General features: G+C 70.7%; 17 protein-coding genes and 1 pseudogene. 10 read left to right on the forward strand and 8 right to left on the reverse strand.

Going from position 1 to position 17,631, the window contains the following annotated elements; all coding sequences use genetic code 11:
• Nucleotides 1-13: 13 nt before the first annotated feature.
• Nucleotides 14-691 carry a signal peptidase I gene (locus ACFRAL_RS14725; RefSeq protein WP_378884204.1) on the forward strand — a complete coding sequence of 226 codons (678 nt, stop codon included), beginning with the start codon at nucleotides 14-16 and terminating at the stop codon, nucleotides 689-691.
• A gap of 73 nt (nucleotides 692-764) precedes the next feature.
• Here the strand turns inward: ACFRAL_RS14725 and ACFRAL_RS14730 are convergent, their stop codons facing one another.
• On the reverse strand, nucleotides 765-2,258 hold the full coding sequence (locus ACFRAL_RS14730; protein WP_378884207.1) for a DUF222 domain-containing protein: 1,494 nt from the start codon (nucleotides 2,256-2,258) through the stop codon (nucleotides 765-767).
• 221 nt (nucleotides 2,259-2,479) lie between these two features.
• Here ACFRAL_RS14730 and ACFRAL_RS14735 point away from each other — a divergent pair, with 221 nt between their 5' ends.
• Both ACFRAL_RS14735 and ACFRAL_RS14740 read left to right on the forward strand, forming a co-directional pair.
• Nucleotides 2,480-3,871 carry an AAA family ATPase gene (locus ACFRAL_RS14735; protein WP_378884210.1) on the forward strand — a complete coding sequence of 464 codons (1,392 nt, stop codon included), beginning with the start codon at nucleotides 2,480-2,482 and terminating at the stop codon, nucleotides 3,869-3,871.
• A 48-nt stretch (nucleotides 3,872-3,919) separates the two neighbouring features.
• Nucleotides 3,920-5,962 (forward strand): VWA domain-containing protein, encoded by a 2,043-nt coding sequence (locus ACFRAL_RS14740; protein WP_378884213.1) that lies wholly within the window; start codon nucleotides 3,920-3,922, stop codon nucleotides 5,960-5,962.
• Nucleotides 5,963-6,014: 52 nt separating this feature from the next.
• Here the strand turns inward: ACFRAL_RS14740 and aztD are convergent, their stop codons facing one another.
• The 4 genes from aztD to aztB are packed head-to-tail and all read right to left on the reverse strand — an operon-like array spanning nucleotide 6,015 to nucleotide 10,304.
• Nucleotides 6,015-7,226: a zinc metallochaperone AztD gene (gene aztD / locus ACFRAL_RS14745; protein ID WP_378884216.1), complete on the reverse strand. Its 1,212-nt coding sequence runs from the start codon at nucleotides 7,224-7,226 to the stop codon at nucleotides 6,015-6,017.
• A 26-nt stretch (nucleotides 7,227-7,252) separates the two neighbouring features.
• Nucleotides 7,253-8,176 (reverse strand): zinc ABC transporter substrate-binding protein AztC, encoded by a 924-nt coding sequence (gene aztC / locus ACFRAL_RS14750; protein WP_378884219.1) that lies wholly within the window; start codon nucleotides 8,174-8,176, stop codon nucleotides 7,253-7,255.
• Complete coding sequence (locus ACFRAL_RS14755; RefSeq protein WP_378884221.1) at nucleotides 8,173-9,405, reverse strand: ABC transporter; 1,233 nt, start codon at nucleotides 9,403-9,405, stop codon at nucleotides 8,173-8,175. Before ACFRAL_RS14755 ends, aztC begins: the two co-directional genes overlap by 4 nt.
• 56 nt (nucleotides 9,406-9,461) lie before the next feature.
• Nucleotides 9,462-10,304, reverse strand: a complete 843-nt coding sequence (gene aztB, locus ACFRAL_RS14760; protein WP_336398213.1) for a zinc ABC transporter permease AztB — start codon at nucleotides 10,302-10,304, stop codon at nucleotides 9,462-9,464.
• A 56-nt stretch (nucleotides 10,305-10,360) separates the two neighbouring features.
• Between aztB and aztA the strand changes: the two genes are divergently transcribed.
• On the forward strand, nucleotides 10,361-11,125 hold the full coding sequence (gene aztA / locus ACFRAL_RS14765; RefSeq protein ID WP_378884225.1) for a zinc ABC transporter ATP-binding protein AztA: 765 nt from the start codon (nucleotides 10,361-10,363) through the stop codon (nucleotides 11,123-11,125).
• A gap of 36 nt (nucleotides 11,126-11,161) precedes the next feature.
• Nucleotides 11,162-12,424, forward strand: a pseudogene (locus tag ACFRAL_RS14770) (DUF2254 domain-containing protein).
• A gap of 61 nt (nucleotides 12,425-12,485) precedes the next feature.
• Here the strand turns inward: ACFRAL_RS14770 and ACFRAL_RS14775 are convergent.
• Entirely contained in the window at nucleotides 12,486-12,620 is a 135-nt protein-coding gene (locus tag ACFRAL_RS14775) for a hypothetical protein (RefSeq protein ID WP_378884228.1), read from the reverse strand.
• Nucleotides 12,621-12,757: 137 nt separating this feature from the next.
• Between ACFRAL_RS14775 and ACFRAL_RS14780 the strand changes: the two genes are divergently transcribed.
• The 4 genes from ACFRAL_RS14780 (at nucleotide 12,758) to ACFRAL_RS14795 (ending at nucleotide 14,412) form a co-directional block, all read left to right on the forward strand.
• On the forward strand, nucleotides 12,758-12,922 hold the full coding sequence (locus ACFRAL_RS14780; protein ID WP_336398216.1) for a hypothetical protein: 165 nt from the start codon (nucleotides 12,758-12,760) through the stop codon (nucleotides 12,920-12,922).
• Between the two features lie 81 nt (nucleotides 12,923-13,003).
• On the forward strand, nucleotides 13,004-13,318 hold the full coding sequence (locus ACFRAL_RS14785) for a TraR/DksA family transcriptional regulator (protein WP_378884231.1): 315 nt from the start codon (nucleotides 13,004-13,006) through the stop codon (nucleotides 13,316-13,318).
• 73 nt (nucleotides 13,319-13,391) lie between these two features.
• Complete coding sequence (locus ACFRAL_RS14790) at nucleotides 13,392-13,592, forward strand: hypothetical protein (protein WP_336398218.1); 201 nt, start codon at nucleotides 13,392-13,394, stop codon at nucleotides 13,590-13,592.
• A 103-nt stretch (nucleotides 13,593-13,695) separates the two neighbouring features.
• Entirely contained in the window at nucleotides 13,696-14,412 is a 717-nt protein-coding gene (locus ACFRAL_RS14795; protein WP_378884234.1) for a head GIN domain-containing protein, read from the forward strand.
• Nucleotides 14,413-14,453: 41 nt separating this feature from the next.
• Here the strand turns inward: ACFRAL_RS14795 and ACFRAL_RS14800 are convergent, their stop codons facing one another.
• Both ACFRAL_RS14800 and ACFRAL_RS14805 read right to left on the reverse strand, forming a co-directional pair.
• Nucleotides 14,454-15,089 (reverse strand): cyclase family protein, encoded by a 636-nt coding sequence (locus ACFRAL_RS14800; protein ID WP_378884237.1) that lies wholly within the window; start codon nucleotides 15,087-15,089, stop codon nucleotides 14,454-14,456.
• A gap of 77 nt (nucleotides 15,090-15,166) precedes the next feature.
• Entirely contained in the window at nucleotides 15,167-16,024 is an 858-nt protein-coding gene (locus ACFRAL_RS14805) for an NmrA/HSCARG family protein (RefSeq protein ID WP_378884240.1), read from the reverse strand.
• 223 nt (nucleotides 16,025-16,247) lie between these two features.
• Here ACFRAL_RS14805 and ACFRAL_RS14810 point away from each other — a divergent pair, with 223 nt between their 5' ends.
• Complete coding sequence (locus ACFRAL_RS14810; RefSeq protein WP_378884243.1) at nucleotides 16,248-17,498, forward strand: hypothetical protein; 1,251 nt, start codon at nucleotides 16,248-16,250, stop codon at nucleotides 17,496-17,498.
• Nucleotides 17,499-17,631: the final 133 nt, after the last annotated feature.

Below are 17,631 nucleotides of genomic sequence, written 5' to 3' on the forward strand. Positions count from 1 at the left end.
GAGATCGATTCCCATGACGATGACCACCGATGCTCCGCCGCACACCGCGTCCGTTGAGACGATCGCTGACGCGGTGCCCGCCGGCCGCGCCGCGTCTCGTCGGCGCGACGAGGGCCAGAGCCTGCTGGACTACCTCGCCGTGTCGCTGAGTGCGTCGATCCTCGTGCTGCTGCTCGGCGTAGCCGTCGCGGTGGTCGGCCTGCCGGTCGTGGTCGGGGGCAGCGCGATGACGGTGCTGACGCAGTCGATGGAGCCGGGGCTGCCGCCGGGGACGCTCGTCGTCATCCGGCCGACGCCGGTGGACGACATCCGCGTGGGCGATGTGATCACGTATCAGATCCGGTCGGGCGAGGCGGCTGTCGTGAGTCATCGCGTGGTCTCGAAGACGTATGCGGATGGCGAGCTGACCTTCATCACGAAGGGCGACAACAATGACGCGGTCGATCCGGAGCCGGTGAAGTCCGTGCAGGTCCGCGGCACGCTCTGGTACAGCCTGCCGCTGCTGGGCTGGGTGAACAACGTCCTCAACGGCTCGAACCGCACCATCGTGCTCGCGGTCGTCGCCGGCGGGCTCTTCCTCTACGCCGCGATCTCGATCGTCGGGGCCGCGCGTGATCGACAGAAGAAGGGGACGACGGATGCCGCGACCCGCGGCCCCGCGAAAGATGAGGCCCTCCGCGCCGAAGGTTAGAGGGCGACCTGCTGCGTCGCGGCAACTCCCGTCGCGATGCGAACCGCGCGGCGCACTCAGCGCCGGCACGCCGCTATCCGGCGGGGTGGAGTCTTCGACCCGGTGGGGCGAGGTCGCCGAAGTCGTAGCGTCGAGCGACCCGCATGGGGAGCGGGACGGGCGGCAGACCGGGGCGATGGAGGACGAACTCCTCCGTGCCGTCGCGGGTGATGCGCCACCGATGATGATGCAGGTTCATGTGGTGGAACGCGCAGAGCAGGATGCCCCGATCGACGTCGGTGCGGCCGCCGTGCGCGTACGGGTCGATGTGGTGCGCCTCGCAGTACGAGGCGGGTCGGTCGCAGTCGGGGATGCGGCATCCGCCATCACGGACCGCCAACGCGACGCGCTGTGCCGGGCTGAACAGTCGTGCTTCGCGGCCGAGGTGGAGCGGATTGCCGGACGGGTCGAGGGTGACGGTGACCGTCGCGGTGTCGCAGGTTCGAGCCGCGATGACCCAGCCTGGCAGCGTCGAACCGGTGTCTTCGACGAGGGCGACCGCCGGCCGTCCGGTCATGGCGCCGTCGTGGGCATCCTGGGTGGCGACGATGCGGATGCCGGCCTGTCGCGTGCCGAACACCGTCGAGGCGTCGGCGAGCGCGCCGGCCCGGATGATGTCCATGATCAGGTCGTAGGCGATCTGATCGTTCGTGCGCGGATCGTCGGAGAGCTCCTGAGCCCGCGCCGCCTCGTCGGGATCGACGAAGCGCGGTCCGCCGCGACGCGGGCGCAGCGCGGTGGCGATGATGGTGTCGATGCCGACGGCGCCGACGTCGTCGAACGTGAAGCTGCCGCGGCGCACGCCGTCGCGGTCGGTCCAGGTGCGGAAGGAGCGCGCGTCGAACCGCTCGTCGAAGCGGCGCTGCGCGCCCTCGGGGTCGAGCACGTCGCGGACTGCGCGAGCAGCAGTCCCGAGTTCTTCGACGGTGCGCACCTGCGCTTCATCGACCAGCTGCTGTGCCGCGAGCGCCCACGCGTCGTGCGCCGCCGTATCGTCGGCGTGTTCGTCGTCGACGCCCGCGGGCGGATCGCCGAGACCGCGGAAGATGGCGTCGTGCTGCGCGGACGTCAGCGTGCCCACCAACATGGCCTCGCCGAGCGGGGCGTGCCAGGGCGGCGCAGCCGACGTCGTGCACGCTATCCCCGAGTCGTCGCCGCCGGCGTCAGCGTCGGGAGGCGCTGACACGATCGATGTCGCCATGGCTTCCCCGATGCGCACCTGCTTCGTCGCGTCGGCGCGGGTGCTGCCAGTCAGGTCTTGGATGAGCGACACGGCGGACCGGTGCCCGTTCTTCTGTGCGAGGCCGCTGTGACCGGCATCCCTGGTCGAGCGCGCCGCGACGACGCCCGACGCCGCGATACGGACGGACTCTCCGGCGCGCACGAGCGTCGTCGCGCTCCGGATCACCCGCAGGAGTTCGTCGTCGTCGAGTCCGTGCACGGTCGCCGGAATCCGCGCGGCATCGCCGTCTCCGAGGGCGTCCTGCAGGGCGCTGATCGCGTCCTGCAGGGCGGAGAAGATATCCATAGTTCATTCTGGCATCAGCCTCAGACATTCGAAGATCTATACGATATACCTATGAAATCGTGCGCGTGAATTCCGGTGTCCCCAGGTGAGGACGGCCGCGGCGAGTCATGGACCGGATCGCTGCCGACGTGCTGTGCTTGCGCGGCGGCCGGGCTTCCCGTCCCCGAGAATTTCCCCCGGTCCGGCCCTCGCCCCGCCGCAGCAGGCGTAGCCTCCCGGGCATGACACCTTCGCCTTCGGGGATCACGACGGCCGGGCAGCTGCGCGCATCGGGTCACACCTACCGGCCGGTCCGCATCGAGCTGCGCGAGAACCTCCTCCGCGCCGTGGCGGACGGCGAAGACCCGTGGCCCGGCATCCATGGGTTCGACGACACCGTCATCCCGCAGCTCGAGCGGGCGCTCCTCGCCGGTCACGACATCGTGCTCCTCGGTGAGCGTGGGCAGGGCAAGACCCGCCTCCTGCGCAGCCTGGTCGGACTCCTCGACGAGTACAGCCCGGTCATCGAGGGGTCGGAGCTCGGCGAGCATCCGTTCCACCCCATCGCCCCGGCATCCGTCCGCCGCGCCAGCGAACTGGGCGACGACCTGCCGGTCGCGTGGCGCCATCGCAGCGAGCGGTACGCCGAGAAGCTCGCCACCCCCGACACCTCGGTGGCCGACCTCATCGGCGACGTCGACCCGATCAAGGTGGCCGAGGGGCGCTCGCTCGGCGACCCCGAGACGATCCACTACGGGCTCGTGCCGCGCAGCAACGGCGGCATCGTCGCGATCAACGAGCTGCCCGACCTCGCCGAGCGCATCCAGGTGTCGCTGCTGAACGTCATGGAGGAGCGCGACATCCAGATCCGCGGATACGTGCTGCGCCTCGACCTCGACGTGCTCGTGGTCGCCACCGCCAACCCCGAGGACTACACGAATCGCGGCCGCATCATCACGCCGCTGCAGGACCGCTTCGGCGCCGAGATCCGCACGCACTACCCCCAGACGATCGACGAGGAGATCGCCGTCATCCGCCAGGAGGCCGACCTCGTCGCCGCCGTTCCCGAGCACCTCCTCGAGATCCTCGCGCGCTTCACGCGAAACCTCCGGGAATCGGATGCCGTCGACCAGCGCGCCGGCGTATCGGCGAGGTTCGCGATCGCCGGCGCCGAGACGATCGCCGCGGCGGCCCTGCACCGCGCGACACGGCAGCATGAGGACGTCGCCGTGGCCCGGCCCGTGGATCTCGAGACCGCCGTCGACGTGCTCGGCGGAAAGATCGAGTTCGAGACGGGGGAGGAGGGGCGCGAGCGCGCCATCCTCGAGCACCTGCTGCGCACCGCCGTCGCCGACACCGCCCGCGCGCACCTGCGGGGGCTCGACGCCCGCGCGCTCGCCGACGCCCTCCACGACGGCGCCACCGTGATGACCGGCGAGCAGGTGCGGGCGGCCGATGTGCTGGCCGCCATGCCGGTGCTCGGCGAGTCCGATCTCTACGACCAGGTCGCCGAGCGCCTCGGCGCGCAGACCCCGGGCGAGCGCGCGGGGGCGCTCGAACTGCTCCTCGAGTCCCTCTACCTCGACAAGCGCATCGGCAAGGACAGCGCGGGCGGTGAGACCGTCTATGGATGAGCGGATGCCGCGCCCAGGCGTCTCCACGCCGGGAGGAGGCATCCGGTAATGCCCCGCTCCTTCCATCGCACCCCCGCCCATACCGCGCGGTATGGGCGCTACACCGGCGGCGACCCGCTCGCGCCGCCGGTCGAGGTGCAGTCCGCGCTCGAGGCGATCGGGCGCGAGGTGATGGAGGGGACCTCTGCCGACCGCGCGCTGCGCGAGTACCTCCGCCGCGGCGACCGCGACCGGCTCGGGCTCGACGACCTCGCCCGGCGTGTCCGCGAGCGCCGGGCGGAGCTCACGCGGCGGCACCGCCTCGACGGCACGCTCGAGGAGGTCAGGAAGCTGCTCGACCGGGCCGTGCTCGAGGAGCGCAAGCACCTCGTCCGCGACGTGAACCTCGACGACACCACCCGTGCGTTCGCCGAGATGCGGCTCGAGAACCTGCCGCCCAGCACCGCCGCAGCCGTCAACGACCTGGCCGACTACGACTGGCAGAGCCCGAGCGCCCGCGCCGACTACGACCGGATCCGCGAGCTGCTGGGCCGCGAGCTGCTGGATCAGCGGTTCGCCGGCATGAAGAACGCGCTCGAGAATGCGACGGATGCCGACCGCCAGGCGATCCGCGACATGCTGAACGACCTCAACGCCCTGCTCGAGAAGCGCCGCCTCGGCGACGACACGCAGGAGGACTTCGACGAGTTCATGCGCAAGCACGGGGACCAGTTCCCCGAGAACCCGCAGAACCTCGACGAGCTGCTCGACACGCTCGCCGAGCGCTCCGCGGCGGCGCAGCGGATGCTGAACTCGATGACCCCCGAGCAGCGCGACGAACTGTTGAGCCTCGCCGAGCAGGCGTTCGGCTCGCCCGACCTCATGCAGTCGCTGTCGCGCCTCGACGACAATCTGCGCTCGCTCCGGCCCGGCGAGGACTGGACGGGTTCGGCATCCTTCTCCGGGGATCAGCCGGCGGGTCTCGGCGAGGCGACCGGCATCATGCAGGACCTCTCCGACCTGGATTCGCTCACCGACCAGCTCGGCCAGATGTACCCCGGCGCGCGCATGGATGACATCGATCTCGACGCGCTCGAACGGCTGATCGGCCAGGATGCCGCCGTCAGCGCCCGCACCCTGCGGGAGCTGGAGCAGGAGCTGCGGGACACCGGGATGCTGCAGCGGGCGTCCGACGGACAGCTCCGGCTCACCCCGCGGGCGATGCGGCAACTGGGGCGGGCGCTGCTGCGCGACATCGCCACGCGGCAGTCCGGTCGCACCGGCCGCCGCGAGACGCGCAACGTCGGCGCCGCCGGCGACCGCACCGGCTCGACGCGCGAGTGGGCGTTCGGCGACACCGAGCCGTGGGACATCCCACGCACGGTGTCGAACGCGGTGCTGCGGACCGTGCTCGACGGAGAGGATGTCGCGGCCGGCGTGCGGCTCGACACGCGGGACGTCGAGGTCGTCGAGACCGAGCAGCGCACGCAGGCCGCTGTCGCGCTGCTGGTCGACACGTCGTTCTCGATGGCGATGGACGGCCGCTGGCTGCCGATGAAGCGCACCGCGCTCGCGCTGCACCACCTCATCTCGACGCGGTTCCGCGGCGACAAGCTGCAGCTGATCGCGTTCGCCCGGCACGCCGAGGTGATCGACATCGAGCAGCTCACGGCGAAGGACGCCGTGTGGGACAAGGGCACGAACCTGCAGCACGCGCTGCTGCTGGCGCAGCGGCACTTCCGCCGCAACCCCACCGCGCAGCCGGTGCTGCTGATCGTGACGGACGGCGAGCCCACGTCCCACCTGCGCACCGATGGGAGCGTGTTCTTCGCGTATCCGCCCGACCCGCACACGGTGGCGGCCACGGTGCGCGAGCTCGACACCGTGCAGCGGCTCGGCGCCCAGACGACGTTCTTCCGCCTGGGGGAGGATCCGGGCCTCGCCCGCTTCATCGACGCCCTCGCCCGGCGCGCCGGCGGGCACGTCGTGGCCCCGGAGCTCGACGACCTCGGACGCGCGGTGGTCGACAGCTACCTCGGCTCCCGGCATACAGGGCGAGGTTCACCCGAGGACTTCGGCGACATGCTCCAGGGCCGGAGCTGGTGGTGGTGAGTCCGCGAGCGAGGGCGGGCCATCGAGCCCGCCCCCACTGCGGCTAGCCGCCTCAGCCGGCCGCCACGGCGATCTCGTTCGGCGTGATGTCGAGGGTGGCCGTCGCCACGATCTCGCCCGTCGTGAGATCGACGGCGTGGATCTCGTCGGAGGCGGGCTCGGTCACGTAGGCGATGTCGCCCTCGACGATGATCGCGGGGTGCGGATCCTGCCACTCGGCGGGACCCTCCCACGCCTCGATGACGGGGAACGCGTCGACGATCTCGCCGGCGGCCGGGTCGAAGACGTGCACGGAGCCGTCGGTCGCGAGGATGTAGGCGAGATCCTCGGGCCCGCGCGCGATGTCGCGGAACGTGTACTCGACGCCGTCGGGAAGGTCGACCACCTCGAGCGTGCCGGCCTCGGTGTCGATGACCGCGACCGCACCGAGGAGGTAGCCCTCGGCATCCGGATCGTTCTTGTAATCGCCGACGACGAGCGGGCTCGTCTCGCTCACGTACGCGTTGCCGATGCGGCCGTAGGGCTGGTCAGGGGCGTCGAGCTTGCGGATCTCGCCGTCGCGGTACAGCAGCGCGCCGTTCTCGCAGCCGAACACGACCGCCTCGTCGGCCGCGGTGCCTTCGCCGTGCACGCCGGGGCAGGCGTCGCTCGTGGCGATCACCGCGCCGGACTCGTCGCTCGCCGAGATGCCGGTGCGTCCGTCGGCGTCGCCGACCGTGGTGAGGAAGGTGCCGTCCTCGAGCACGACCGAGACACCGTGGTGGGCCTCCACGCCCGGGATCGTCTCGGTCTCGGGCAGCTCGCCGGAGGAGGAGAGCAGCGCGTCGGTGTCGAAGATCGTCGTGTCGCTCGTGCCATCGGCGTAGAGGATCGTCTTGCCGCCGTGGCGGACCACGTGGCCGGGGGCGTCGGCCTCGAAGATCAGATCCGTGAGCTCGGGATCGTCCGTGCTTCCCGCCGCGGTGTCGAGCACCTGGAAGCCCTGGCTCATCGTGACGAACACGTGGCGCCCGTCGCCGGACGGGTTGAGCCGGGTGAACTCCTCGGCGGTGAAGTCGGCGACCGGCTCGAGGCTCTCGCCGTCGAGAACGACGATGCCGCCGTCGTACGAGACGGCGATCCGCGACCCGGCAGCGGTGGCCGGCGGCGTCTGGGTGCCGCTGCCGACGGACGCGGATGGCGCCGACGAACAGGCCGCCAGGGTCGCGACGGCACCGGCGGCGACGGCGATCAGGCCGGCGCGACGCAGCGTGCGTGTGCGCATGGGTGTTCCTCTTTCTCGGTGGGGGCTCATTGCGCGAGCCCGGTGACGATGCGCTGCGTGTTCTCGCGCATCATGGTCAGGTAGTCCTCGGCACCGCCGCCCTCGGCGGTGAGCGACTCGGTGTACAGCTCGATGACGTCGACGTGCATGTCGGTCTCCTGCGCGAGGGCGTGCATCAGGCGGTCGGGCGAGGAGGACTCGGCGAACACGGCGGCCACGTCGTTCTCCTCGATCGCCGACACGAGGTCGGCGAGGTCGGACGCGCTCGGCGCGGCGAGTGTCGTGCCGCCCGGGATCGCGGCGCCCACGACGCGGAACCCGAAGCGGTCCGAGAGATACCCGAACACGTGGTGGTTCGTGACGAGCGCACGGCGCGGGGCGGGAATCGTCTCGAACGCCGCCGACATGTCGTCGTCGAGCTGCCGGAGCTCCGCGAGATAGGCGTCGACGTGCGCGTCGACCGCGGCGTCATCCACCCCCGGGAGTTCCGACAGGCGCGGGCCCAGCGCCTCCACCACGTCGATCATGCGGGCCGGGTCGGTCCAGAAGTGCGGGTCGGGGGTGCCCGCGGCGTCGCCGGTGGCGTAGTCGAGCACGTCGATCGACTCGCCGGCGACGAACCTGTCGACCCCCTCGGCCGCGGCGGCGTCGAGGTGCTGCTGCAGCCCCTCTTCCAGGCCCAGGCCGTTCGTCACCAGCAGGTCGGCGGTGCGCAGGCGCGCGGCATCCTGTGCCGAGATCTCGAACGAATGCGGGTCGACATCCGGCCTCATGAGCGTCATCACCTCGACGTCGTCGCCCGCGAGCTCGCCCACGACGTCACCGAGGATGTTCGTCGACACCACGACGAGCGGAAGATCGTCGGCCGTCGGCGTGCAGGCGGAGAGGACGGATGCCGCGACCGCAGCGCTCAGCAGGGCGGCGAGCACTCCGGCGCGCCGGCGGGTCATCGGCCGGTCTCCGCGAGCAGGGCGGGCGACGTCGGCGTCTCGAACGTCCTCGAGATGCGGGCGGCGTCGGCGTAGTCGATCTCGTACACGACGTGCTCCGCGGGCCCGTTGAGGTACGCGCGGGGCTGGTCGGCGATGAGCGTCGGGTGGGCGGCATCCGTCGCGAGCGATTCCGCGACCAGCGGTTCCGTCTGCGACAGCAGCGCCCCGGTCGCACCGTCGATCACGACCACCCGCCCGTCCGCGCCGAGCGCGAGCACGTGCTGCGCCTCATCGTCGATCGCCGTCGCCTGCACGATCGGCCGATCGACGGGGAGCAGAGTCCAGCTGCGCTCGCGGGTGTCCAGCAGCCAGATCGCCCGGTCTCCCGCGGTCCCCGCGACGGTGGGGCGGCCGCCGCGTCCCGCGAGCGTCGTGGCCGGGGGAGCGGTCGACACCTCGGGATACGGGATCCGCTCGAGCTGCACCTGATCCTCGACGAGGGTCGCGAGCAGCGCACCGTCGGCGCATCCGATGACCGCGCCGACCCGCGTCGTGACGGTGCCCCGCGCCTGGGTGCAGTCGGCGGTGGCGCCGGGCACCCCGTCCTCATCGAGGACCGTGACGGATGCCGCGACCCCGCCCTGCGGCTGTGTCACGAGCGCGTACGACCCGATCGGCACGATCATGCCGTCGTGCGGCTCGGTCTCGAGGCGGAAGCGCTCGACGAGCTGGCCCCGCGACATCGCCGCGGTATCGAGGAGCACCGCTTCGCCGCTGCCGGCGAAGAAGACGCCGGTGCTGCCGGTGGTGGACGACAGGGTCGTCGCCACTGTGGCCGGTCCTCGGCCCGGCACCTCGCCGAGCATCGCCGGTTCGGCGAGGTAGTAGTGGAAGTGGTCGACGTGGTCCCAGGTCCACCGGCCGCTGTCGATGACCGCGACGCCCTCGCCGCTGTCGGCGAAGACGTAGCGGCCGTCGGTGCTCGCCCGAGATGAGGACGGCACCTCGCCGAGCTCGGCCACGGTCTCGTCGAGCAGGTCGAGCTGACGCACCGTGCCTGCCGGGTCGATCGTCACCAGGGCGAGCGGCGGCTCGCTCACCTCGGTCGCGCCGTCGACGGCACCGTGCCCGCTGGATGCCGGACTCGCGGCGGGCACGCCGGCGCCGGCGCCGGCGCAGCCGGTGAGGACGAGTGCGGTGAAGGTGAGCGTCGCGGTGCGCGCGGCGAGGCGGGAGCGGTGGGGCACGGGGTCTTCGTTCCTTCGTGGGGTGGTGGCGGGCTGGGCGACCACCGGGCTGGGCGTCACGCGTACGTCACCTGGGCGGCTTGCGTGCGGTCGTGGAGGCCGCGCCCGGCCCACGACGCGGCCGCGAGGAGGATCGCGGTCAGGGCGATGGAGGCGCCGGCGGCGGTGCCCGCGTGCCACGACAGCAGCAGGCCGAGCACGACGGCGCCGACGCCGAAGACGCACGCGAGGACCATTGCGGACGGCAGTCGGCGGGTCCAATGACCGGCGGCGACCGCCGGCGCGATGAGCAGGCCCACCACGAGCAGCGAGCCCACGGCCTGGTACGACGAGACGATGGCGAGCGTGACCAGGCCGACCAGCGTCGCCTGGGCGAGTCTCGGCCGGAGCCCGAGCACGGCCGCGACGCGCGCGTCGATCGCCAGCGCCACGAGTGAGCGGTGAGCGGCGGCGGCGACCACGACGCCGATCCCGGTCGCCCACGCGAGGACCGCGAGGTCGTCGGCTGAGATCGCCAGGATGTCGCCGAAGAGGATGGCCGTGGCATCCGTCGCGAAGCTCGCCGAGTGCGAGACGACGATCACGCCGGCAGCGAGCATGGCCACGAAGAGCATGCCGATGCTGGTGTCGTACGAGAGCCGGCCGCGCCGCTGCAGCGCTCCGATCCCGAGGCTCATCGCGACCGCGCTGACGGCGGCGCCGAGGAGCACGGGTGCCCCGAGCAGGGTCGCCACGGCGACGCCGGGGAGCATGCCATGGCCGAGCGCCTCGCCGAGGAACGCCATGCCGCGGGCCACGACCCAGGTGCCGACGACGCCGCACAGCACGGCCACGAGGCTGCCGCCCACGAGGGCACGCTGGACGAACTCCAACGCGAACGGATCGGTGATGAGGGGCACGAGCGACGACCGTAGCGTTAATGAGAATGATTCTCAAAATCGGCTAGGCTGACGTGGTGTTCCTCCGTAACTCGTCCGTCGCGGCTCTGTCCTTGCGTGGGGTCTGCGTGGACTACGCCGGGTCTCCGGCCCTGCTCGGCGTCGACGTCGAGGTGGCCGCGGGCGCGCTGACGGTGATCGCCGGCCCGAACGGAGCGGGCAAGTCGACGCTGCTCGAGGTGCTGGCCGGAACGATCGCACCGCGCGCCGGCAGCGTCGAGATCCTCGCCGCGTCACGCGCCTTCGTGCCACAGCGGACGGCCATCGCTCCGACCCTGCCGCTCACCGTCCGAGATGTGGTCAGCGTGGGAGCCTGGGGCCGCGTCGGCGCGTGGCGCCGGCTCGATCGCGCGGCGCGGGAAGCGGTGGATGCCGCCCTCGAGCGACTTGAGCTCACCAGCCTGCAGCGAGCGGCCTTCGGGGCGCTGTCCGGCGGCCAGCAGCAGCGGACCCTCCTCGCGCAGGGGTTGGCGCGAGGGGCCGACACGCTGCTGCTCGACGAACCCACGAGTGCCCTCGACGTCGACAGTGCGGAGTGGATCGTGCGGGCGATGAGAGCGGAGGCGGATCGCGGCGTCGCCGTGGTGTGCGTCAGTCACGATGACGCGGTGATCGACGCGGCGGATGTCGTCATACGCCTGGAGTCGGGTCGTGTCGGCGCGCGGGGTGGGGTGGGCGACGGCGGGGATGCTGCAGAGTCGGAGTCGACGGCGGCGAGCGCGGGGTCCGCAGTGGAAGCGAGCCCTGTCAAGCCACTGCGGCACTCCGAGCGATCGAAGTAGCCTCCTCACACGACGACGCGTAGCGGAGGGCACAGCGTGAGAACCGGGCGGCTCCAGAACCTCTGGCGGAACATCTCGAGCAGCTTCTGGTTCGTCCCGTCTCTCGCGGTGGCGGCAGCCCTCGTCCTCGCGGGCGTTCTGACCGGTGTCGACGCCCGCCTGAGCGGCCTGGATCACTCGTCGGTCCCGTGGCTGTTCGGCGGAACGGCGGATGCCGCACGCAGCGTCCTGTCGACCATCGCCGGTTCGCTCATCACAGTCATCTCCATCGCGTTCTCGCTGACGGTGATCGCGCTGCAGCAGGCATCGTCGCAGTTCTCGCCTCGCGTCATGCGCCGGTTCACGGGGGATCGCGTCAACCAGATCGTGCTCGGCGCCTACATCGGCACCTTCGTCTACTCGCTGATGGTGCTGCGGGAGGTGCGCAGCCCCGAGGAGGGCGCGTCCGGGTTCGTCCCCGCCCTCTCGGTCTCGGTCGCCATCGCGCTGGCGATCGTGTGCGTGGGCCTGCTGATCCTGTTCATCCACCACATCTCGCAGATGCTGCAGGTCGACCTCGTGGAGCGGCAGATCCACGACGAGATGCTCGAACGACTGGACCACCTCTATCCCTCGATGGTCGGCGAGCCAGCGGCGGCAGAGGATGCGGCGGCGGGGGATGCGGCCGAGGACGCGGCGGGGGAGGACTGGGAGATCCGGTCCACCGAGACCGGGTTCGTCCGGTCGATCGACGATGCGGCGCTCCTGAACGCTGAGCTCGAGGGAGTCACGCGCGTGCGCATCCGGGTTGCTGTGGGAGCGTTCGTCGCGCACGACGACCTGCTCGCGACCGTCGCCGGTGCGCCGGCGGATGCCGCGTAGACGACGCGCGCGATCCGCAAGGCCGTCGTGATCGACGCGACCCGCTCTGCCGAGCAGGATCTGCTCTTCGACGTGCGGCAGCTGGTCGACATCGCGCTCCGAGCGCTCTCACCCGGGATCAACGACCCCACCACGGCCGAGCATGCGCTGTACTACCTCGGCGACCTGCTGGGGAGGCTCGGGCAGCGCGCGTTCCCGTCGCCGGTGCGCACGGCGCCGGGTGGCGGCGTCCGGATCATCGTGGCCCGTCCCGGCTGGGACGACTTCGTCGCGGCGTCGTTCGATCAGATCCGCGAGAGCGCGCGCGGCAACGTGCATGTCATCGACGTGCTGCTCGATGTGCTGCGCCGCCTGGAGCACGCGGTGCCCGTGGAGCGGGTCCCGGCCGTCCGCGCGCAGATCGCCCTCGCCATGGCGGAGCGCCGCGACGCCCGGTAGGCGGCGCGGCGGGTCCGGGCGGTGCCGCGGGCTCCTCACGACGAGGAGCCCGCGCCGTTCGTCAACCGGACGCGCCCTTGCGTGGCTTGATGAACGCCCGTGACTCCGCGCTCGCGCGCTTCTCGGTGCGCTTCTCCTTCAGCGATGACTGCGCGACCTTCTTCGCGCCGCGTGCTCGCGGTGATCTGTCTGACATGACGACTCGCTTCCCCTGGTCGGCTGGCGGGTGAACCCCTGACCATAGCCGTCTTCCCAGGAAAGTCAACTCGTGCGACTCGCGACAGAAAAATCCGCTGACTTGCCTTTTTCTGGAACCGGGCTATGGTGATGGCCATGACCACGATGGCCCGCCCGCACCGCATGGAGCGTCCCACCGACGCCTCCGTGGTGACGGCAGTGGCCGACATCGCCGGCGCCCGTCACGAGGTGCTGCCGCCCCGGCGGAGCGGCGCGGATGGACTGCGCGTGCAGTCCACCCGTCGCGTCGCGCCCCCGTAGCACCGGTCCCTTCGATCGGTCCGAACCGGACACCCTGCGCGTCGCACATGCGGCGCTTTTTTTGTACCCAGAGGAGCACAGATGTCCATCGAAGCCACCGAGTCCGTCCCCCTTGCCGGCCTCCAGCGCGAGCTGGAGCGGCAGCTCGAGGAGCGGCTCGCCGTCCTTGCCGAGCTCGAGCCTTTCGCGCTTCCGAGCGTCGACCCCGTCGCCTACCAGACGGCGGCATCCCACCGCGCGGTCGTCGAGCTGATCACCGCGGCGCTGAATCGGATCACCCAGGGCACTTACGGCCGCTGCACCCGGTGCGAACGGCAGATCGCGCCCGCGCGGCTCGAAGTACTGCCGTACGCAGCCGCCTGCATCGAATGTCAAAGCCATGCCGAAGCCGCGTAACCGCAAGCCCGTCGCCATCCCATCCCTCCCGCCGGTGGCTCGAGCCGCCGGGGTTCTGCACGGAGAAGCTGCGATGACGACCCTTCCCGCCCGGGTTCTCGCTCGCGCGGGCAGGATCCTGCATCCGCGCGGCGACCGTCCGGTCGTGCATCGCCGGCTCGTCGATCGGGGCTCCGAGCGGCCCCCCGGCGGCGCCGGTGCTGCGGGCGCCGCGGACGCCGGCCCGGCGCGGGCGTTCCGCGGAACGACCGCTCGCTTCGTCGCGCTCGGCTGACCGGCCGAGGGCGCGGCGGGGGGACCTTCGGCCCATGACGCGTGGCGGGCGCTGGCTTGACTGTGTGGCGGCGCCTCGTCGCCGACGAAGGGAACGAGCTGCGATGAACAGAATCGGATGCCGCACCCTCGGCGTCGCTCTCGTGACCGCCGCGTCCGCGCTCGCGCTCTCGGGGTGCTCGCTGATGATCCCGGTCGGGCCGATGACCTCCGAGGAGCGGGACATCGGCGACGTGTCGCAGGTGGTGCTCGACACCTCCGGTGATGTCGTCGTGTCGGAGGGGGAGCCGTCACTCACCGTGCACGCGCCGGAGGGGGTGATCGAGCGCCTCACGTCCGAGGTGGACGGCGACACCCTCGTGCTGGCCGCCGAGCCCGGCCTCACGATGGGGTTCAGCGACGTGCGGTACGAATTGACTCTGCCACGGCTCGAGCTGATCGAGTTGAACGGCTCCGGCGATGTCGAGGCGACGGTGTCGACGGACGGCACCGTGCACCTGGACCTCGACGGCTCGGGCGACGTCGACTGGTCAGGGCTGGACGCGGATCGCGTCGAGGTGCGGCTGTCGGGTTCGGGCGACGTCGTGCTGACGGGTTCTGCCGTCGAGCTCTCCGTCGACGTGGAGGGCAGCGGCGCGGTCGACGCCGAGCAGCTCGAGGCGCGGGATGCCGTCGTCACCCTGTCGGGGTCGGGCGAGGTGGACGTCTCAGCGAGTGAGAGCCTCGCCGTTGACCTTTCGGGCAGCGGGCAGGTGTCGTACTCCGGCGACCCGAGTACCGACCTGCGCGTGTCGGGTTCCGGGGACGTCGTGCGCCGATGAACGCGCGTCGAGGCGCGGCCTACACGGTGAGGGTTGCGTGCTCAGTCGACGAACGCGACTGCCCGCACGGGTGCGCCGTCTCCTGCGAGCCGTAGCGGGAAGAACCCGACCCGCACCCGCGCGGGGAGGCCGTCGAGCCCGCACACGTTCTCGACGATGAGCCCATCGCCGCCGAGCACGACGTCGTGCACCGGAAAGCCGCCGTCCGACCCGGTGGGGTCGGGGCTCAGCGTGTCGACCGCGAGCACTCGCATCCCTCGCGTCATCAGCTCTCGTGCGGCGGACGGATCCAGTGACGGATGCCGCAGCCCCCGATCCGTCCCGAACCACTGCGCCCAGCCGGTGTCGATGACGATGATCGCGGGCAGCGTCTCGGGGAGCGCACCGTCTGCGGTCAAGGCATCCCATCCGTAGCGCTCGCCGTCGCCGACGCCGCGGACCCGGATCAGCAGCGCGTCCGCGAGCAGCTCGTCGAGCGCGACGTCGGCCATCGTCCGGCCGCCCGGCACGGTGTGCACCGGCGCGTCCACGTGGGTGCCGGTGTGCGAACCCAGGTCGAGGTGCGCGACGGCGACTCCGTCCTGCGAGAGCGTGAGGGCCGGCCGGATGGCGACCGCCGGGTCGCCGGGGTAGACCATCATGCCGTCGTGGATCGGGTGACTCAGGTCGCGCAGCATCCGTTCATCATGCCTCTGCCTCCTCGCGCGCGGCACCCAGCCTCGGCCACGGCACGATGGTGCGGGGGACGGATGCCTCAGCTCGTCGCAGCCAGCCAGGTGCGCACGTCCATCGCCTCGGGGAGGATCTCGCGCGTCTCGGCGGGATCCGCACGCAACGGGTTGTCGTGCAGCCAGCGCCACATGGTGATCAGGTCGTCGCCGACGAATCGGCGGAAGAGGAACAACGGCATGGGGAAGCGCGGCGGCTTCCGCCCGCGCACTTCGCGGTAGATCTTTCTGCACTCCGAGAGGGATCTGACATCCGCCACGAGGTTCAGGCTCCGCCCGACGAAGCGCTCCGGATCGGCGAAGGCCTTCGCGGCGATGGCCCCGACGTCACGCACACTGATCCACGTGACGCGGTAGTCGTCGCCCAAGAGCTTCGGCATCGTGTACCAGGTCGAGCTCTGCGGAAAGTACGCGGCGTCCGTCATGAGCTCCATGAAGGCCATCGGTCGCAGCACGGTCAGCGGAAGGCCGAGGCGGCGGAACCCCTGCGCGATCTCGATCTTGGCGTCCCACTGCTCGATGCCCCGCTTCTGGTCATCGAGTCCGGCCGAGCCGTAGACGACGTGCTCGACACCAGCACCCGCAGCGGCCTCGCCGACGTTGCGGCCCTGGCTGATCTCGACCTCGATGGCCCCGGAGCGCGGCAACTGGACGCTGTACACGCCGTAGGCGCCGGCGAATGCCGCGTCGAGCGACGCCGGATCCTCCAGGTCGGCGCGAACGATGTGAGCTCCCAGACGCCTCAGCTCAGCCGCCTTCTTCCCATCGGGCGTGCGGGTGATCGCGCGGACGGTCCAGCCATCTTCGAGCAGGTGGCGCACAACCTGACCGCCCTGGCGGCCCGTGGCACCGAGGACCGCGATCGTTCGCCCCGTCGTCGACATGGACGTCACTTCCCACGTGAGAGTCGGCGCGCCGTCGCGCCTGTCGTGATTTTACGGCGGCGGGTCATCGCGCGTCAGTCGGGTGCCCAATCGGGCACTGCGCGATAGCGGAGGATCGCGTTCATTGACTGCCATCATCCCCTGCAGGCTCTGCCAGGATCGGCAGCTATGCGGCGCTGCCGGGGTCCGGCCTCGCACACGGTCGACATGGCATTCTTGAGACGTGCGCCCCTTCTCCGGTACTGGAATCGAGGTCGATTCCGAGTTCGCAGTGGAGTCCGAGAATGATCTGCTGGCGGTGATCCTTGAGAGCCGTGGAGGCGCTTCCCCGGGGTCAGCGCAACGCAATCCCGACTACAACGTCGCGCTCGACCTCCTCCTTAGTCGGCTCGCTCAGTTGCGGGCAACGGTGGTGGACGCCTTCGTCGACTCCGTGACGACTCGGCAGCTTCCTTTGGAGAAGCGCAGGATCGTGGCGGCGCAGATCAATCTGGACAACGATACGGACGTACCCCAACTTCGAGCAGAGCTGGGTAAGGCCGCTGCGGCTGTGAACCGGGCGCCCAACGCGTCCGGTGAGGGCAACCGAACGAGGCGGATCAAGCTCTTGGTCGCGGTTCCGGGCTACGCGGCAAGCGATCATGCCACGCTCGCTGTGGCACTTGCCCGACCATCTCTAGCGTTGGACGTGTCGCCGACAGCAGTCAGGGGATTCCTCCGATCGCTGATCGGGACCGCGATCCCGACGGTGTCCGGCTCGCGACACAACACGATCCTCGCCGTCGATTCGCGGAACGTGACCGTCGCGACGGACCGAACCCCCACTGGGCAACCTGTCCCGATCAGCGAGGTCGCCGCGGCGATGGAGCTAACCAAGGAGCAGTCCGTCGTCGACGTTAGCGTCGATGTTCTTGGATACCGCAGCGCGTTCATTGGCGCCGTGCTGCTCCAGCTCCCGGGTGCACGAGTCGTTGGCGCCTCGCCGGCCCGCGTTGTGATCGGCGACCTCTTGGCGGGAGACCTGAACGTCCCGAACGAGTTGTCCTCTGTAGACGTCGGACCCTTCCAAGGCACGTTGGACCGCCCCGCCACAGTGAGACAGCGCCGCGAACAGCAACAGCTTCGCGCTGCCCTGCTTCGCGGACGAGCTGAGGCGGAGTGCGAGCTCTGCGGTGAGAAGTATCCCGCCCGTTTTCTGTGGGCATCGCACATCAAGAAGCGAGCCGCGGCAACCGATCAGGAGGCACGAGACATTCCGCGAGTCGCGATGCTCGCATGCGTCTTCGGCTGTGACGCCCTGTTCGAGGACGGGTATGTGAGCGTGGAGAATGGGACTATTGTCGGTGCTGCAAGCGTCGCTGGGAGTGCAGCTATCGGTCGTCGGATCGGTCAACTTCGAGGCCGTAGCGTCGACCGATATGCCGACGCTGCCGTCTACTTCGACTGGCACCGAGCGCACGTCTTCATGAGCTGAACCGCGAGACTGTCTCAGTCCGCCTGCGCGCGAGAAACGAATGCGGTGCTGTCGGCGTGGCTGACGGGACGATGTGCTCGGTCTGGCGTGACGCCACCGGCCGCAGCGGCACCGCACGAAACGGAAATCCGTC

The sequence above is a fragment of the Microbacterium sp. NPDC056736 genome (assembly GCF_042790415.1).
Lineage (GTDB): Bacteria > Actinomycetota > Actinomycetes > Actinomycetales > Microbacteriaceae > Microbacterium.